At 39.2% G+C, this 3,615-nt stretch carries 4 protein-coding genes and 1 pseudogene; 1 reads left to right on the forward strand and 4 read right to left on the reverse strand.

Annotated features, from left to right (window positions below):
• Positions 1 to 174: 174 nt before the first annotated feature.
• The gene (gene tesB / locus CWB66_RS19565) at positions 175 to 1,032 is read right to left on the reverse strand and encodes an acyl-CoA thioesterase II (RefSeq protein WP_077536676.1); all 858 of its coding nucleotides are present in this window, start codon (positions 1,030 to 1,032) and stop codon (positions 175 to 177) included.
• Positions 1,033 to 1,109: 77 nt separating this feature from the next.
• On the opposite strand from tesB, the gene CWB66_RS19570 reads away from it, so the two are divergent.
• Positions 1,110 to 1,568 carry an EVE domain-containing protein gene (locus CWB66_RS19570; RefSeq protein WP_138586666.1) on the forward strand — a complete coding sequence of 153 codons (459 nt, stop codon included), beginning with the start codon at positions 1,110 to 1,112 and terminating at the stop codon, positions 1,566 to 1,568.
• Between the two features lie 119 nt (positions 1,569 to 1,687).
• Here the strand turns inward: CWB66_RS19570 and CWB66_RS22790 are convergent, their stop codons facing one another.
• The 3 genes and pseudogenes from CWB66_RS22790 to CWB66_RS19585 form a co-directional block, all read right to left on the reverse strand.
• Positions 1,688 to 1,885 (reverse strand): PLDc N-terminal domain-containing protein, encoded by a 198-nt coding sequence (locus CWB66_RS22790; RefSeq protein WP_138586667.1) that lies wholly within the window; start codon positions 1,883 to 1,885, stop codon positions 1,688 to 1,690.
• Positions 1,882 to 2,952 (reverse strand): potassium channel family protein, encoded by a 1,071-nt coding sequence (locus CWB66_RS19580; RefSeq protein ID WP_077536673.1) that lies wholly within the window; start codon positions 2,950 to 2,952, stop codon positions 1,882 to 1,884. The genes CWB66_RS22790 and CWB66_RS19580 overlap by 4 nt, the downstream gene beginning before the upstream one ends.
• 126 nt (positions 2,953 to 3,078) lie before the next feature.
• Positions 3,079 to 3,615: pseudogene (locus CWB66_RS19585) on the reverse strand (transposase); the annotation flags it as partial.

Genomic DNA, 3,615 nt, shown 5'->3' on the forward strand with positions numbered 1-3,615 from the left:
GACCTATTCTGATTGATTTTGCACAAGTACGTTTGGTATTTAGGCAAGGCAGATCCTATGTCGTGTGGTTATTCCCCATAAACAGGCGATAACGCAGTATAAATGTCAAACCTCGCGCCGCGATTAAATCGCCCCTAGATTGAACAAATTTCAATCTACAAAGGTCAACACGCCCTAGCGTTGGCGCATAACCCCTTCTTGCATTGTTGAGGCAATTAAGTTGCCCAGGCGGTCAAAGAACTGCCCTCTTACCAATCCTCGGCCTGAGCTAGCGATTGGACTATCTATTGAATATAAAATCCAGTCATCCATTCTAAATGGACGATGAAACCACATTGCATGATCGATAGTCGCTACTTGCATGTTTGGTTGCATAAACGATACGCCATGAGGTTGTAATGCAGTTGGTAAAAACTCAAAGTCTGACGCATAAGCTAACAAATAATTATGAATGCGTTGGTCATCTGGCATATCACCATTAGCTTTAAACCAAATATGCTTAACAGGCTCCATTGCTTCCGGCTTAAACGGGTTATGAAAGGTGACAGGTCGCATTTCAATTGGCATTTCACGAATAAATTTATTGCGAATCGCTTCTGGAATATGTGACGCATGCTCTTGATAAAACTCTAACGACGACCGCAGCTCCTCTGGTTCAGGTACATCAGGCATGGTTGCTTGATGTGACAAGCCATCTTCTTTACCTTGAAATGACGCGGTCATATAAAAAATCGGTTTACCATATTGAATTGCTTTTACACGACGAGTACTAAAACTTTTTCCATCGCGAATAGTTTCTACATCATAAACAATGGGTTTAGCTGGATCGCCAGGGCGTAAAAAGTAAGAATGGAGGGAATGAACAATACGCCCTTCAGGTAATGTTTCTTTGGCTGCAGAGAGGGCTTGCCCCATAACTTGACCACCAAACACAGCACCAAAGCCTAAATCCTGACTTTGTCCGCGATATAAACCCTGCTCTATTTCTTCAAGTGTTAACAGCGACAATAAATCATCTAATACTTGGCTCATTACATCTTCCTCAATCCCCAGATAAGTTAATGATACTATAGACTAGAACTATGTAAATATTTGTTAGGGGTACTGCTATGGCTTACTGGCTTTTTAAAACCGAACCCGATGCGTTTTCATTAGATGATTTAAAAAACGCACCAAAACAAACCACTCTTTGGGAAGGCGTACGTAATTACCAAGCGCGAAACTTTATGCGTGATGGCGTTAAAATTGGCGACTTGGCGATGATTTATCATTCAAGCTGTAAACAAGTTGGCGTAGTGGGTATTGCTACAGTTACAAAAGAAGCTTACCCAGATCCAACTCAATTTGATTTAAGTAGTGATTATTACGACGCTAAAGCCACCAGCGAGAAACCACGCTGGGTTGTTGTTGAAGTTACTTACCAAGGCCACCTAAAAAAGTTAGTTAGTCTCAAAGACATTAAAGCGAATAATAATATTACTGAAATAGCACTTAAAAAAGGTGGTCGCTTGTCTGTAATGCCTGTTAGTGAAAATGACTGGGATGAAATTATTAAAATGGCGAAGTAGCGCTCTGCAGTTATTACTGAGACGCGCAGCAGCTTACTCCAAGCAAGTTACTATGGGTCACAAATTAATGCTATAAATACACTATAAATACAATGACGCTCTAAAAGAGCGCCATTGTATTATTTTTTTTTCTTCTTTTTGTGCCCATGCTTTGGAACAATTAAGAAATATAAAAATAACCCTAACCACGAAAAAATAATGATCCCAAATAGCCAGCCGTTTTTTTCATGGCCTTGAGTTCGTTTGTTATTAAGCACTATCACTACAGGTAAAATGTAGGCGCTCAATATAATAATTAAAAATACAACTTCATTCATTCTTTTACTAAGCTTTCCCAGTTTACTTCGTTATTTAGCACGCGTTCGACGGCTATGTAATGCAAAATATCGCCGGCATTTATTTTATAATCAAGCGGTGGATTTAAATCCATATTTTGTGCACTCAAGTTGTGCGCCACGCCTAATAAAATTGCATCATGCTCAAGCTTAAAATGATGAAACAAAGTACCAAATTCCATTTCTTTACTATCTTTTGGTATTGCTAAGCTAAATTGCGTATCACCGTGAAGTGTAGACAGTAGTTCTTCTTGTACTCGACTAGAGCCAGGATCTTGCATTGAACGCACAAGTATTTCTGCTGATTTAGCGCTAGAGCATTCTATATTTTGACAATGCTCTAGTAGCATATCTATTTTAGTTTCATCTAAAAAGTGCGCGCTTATATGGCAATCATCTTTAACTAAACGGCTTATACGCAGTGCAGTAGTAAATGTTTGATCGTCATCTTGGCCATCAATAATAACCTTATCGGCACGATTAATAGCCACACGCTCTAACTCAGCTAAATTAGTAAAACTCGTTAAACGCGCAAAATCAACACTATCATTTGCTAAAAATGGATGATCCATCTGCTCTGTGACCGCAAGTAGAATTCGACGATCGGTTCGTTTAGTATCGGCCAGAATATAATCAATCATTTTTTTTGTACGGGTATCGTGCCAACCAAAAATAATTATGTGATTAGTACTGTGGGCAAAACTTTTATCACCAGTCATAGCGCGCCTAATTAAGTAAGTAACAGTTTGTCCTGCTTTTCCCAACAGAACACCAAATAAAGCCAAACCAAATGGAATTTGTATTAACGCGACCACCCAACGACCAAGCTCAGTAGTTGGACTAAAATCACCATAACCTACCGTTGATGTTGTTATTACGTAATAGTAAATAAAAGTGCTTGGAGGTATCAAGGTCTCTTCATTTGCTAGCACCAATAAACACCATGTAATAATAATATGCAAAGAAATAACAATAGCTATAGATTGCCAACTTACTTGCTCTATATGGCTGCGTAATAACACGATGAAACGTTTAAAAGTATGATGCATAGTTTTAATTGCTAATAGATTAGTAAAATCACTTTGTAGTACGGTACTGTAAATTATACCACCATAGCAACAACTAGCTGCAAATTTAACCTCGAAAGATAAACAGACCCTAAGCTATAATGCCGCTCACTTAAGGTGAACGGCTTTTTTATTTCTAGCGTACCGCTGTAGTCTTGGCTTGACTGAACGAGGAAAACTTCGCTCCCTCCGAGGCTCTAGAATTAGGCTTTCTGCCATCGCATAAAAGTATTTTAATTGACGCGGTATGGCTCTAGGTGTTGAATAAGGTAATCCAACAAGCAACCTCATTATTTGAGCTAAACTACCATTGAAACTGAGTTGGTATGGTAAGTAATCACTTTTCAATGTGTGGCACATTTTTACCATCTGATATCGCACCATATTATAAGTAAGCAACACTCCCCACAGCTCTTGCTTTACAAGCGCTGGTAAGCGACTTCTTAATGTTAATCGATTACCCAGCATATATTGCTTTTGTTCGCGATAACCAAGCTCTATCTCCCAGCGGTGACTGTATAAATCGCATCGGATCTGTCATCGATGTCACCACACTGCATGATTTCCCCTTTATTTTTCGAGTCACTAACCTCCCTATTAAGGTGTCAGGCAGCGTTGGCCACATTTTTCTTGCTCTTGGGTTGC

This window comes from Pseudoalteromonas sp. S558 (assembly GCF_005886635.1).
In the GTDB taxonomy this organism is placed as follows: Bacteria; Pseudomonadota; Gammaproteobacteria; order Enterobacterales; family Alteromonadaceae; genus Pseudoalteromonas; species Pseudoalteromonas aliena.

Coding starts and splice junctions, on each gene's coding strand:
- tesB (WP_077536676.1), bottom strand. CDS start 1,032: ATGAGCCAAGTATTAGATGATTTATTGTCGCTGTTAACACTTGAAGAA.
- CWB66_RS19570 (WP_138586666.1), top strand. CDS start 1,110: ATGGCTTACTGGCTTTTTAAAACCGAACCCGATGCGTTTTCATTAGAT.
- CWB66_RS22790 (WP_138586667.1), bottom strand. CDS start 1,885: ATGAATGAAGTTGTATTTTTAATTATTATATTGAGCGCCTACATTTTA.
- CWB66_RS19580 (WP_077536673.1), bottom strand. CDS start 2,952: ATGCATCATACTTTTAAACGTTTCATCGTGTTATTACGCAGCCATATA.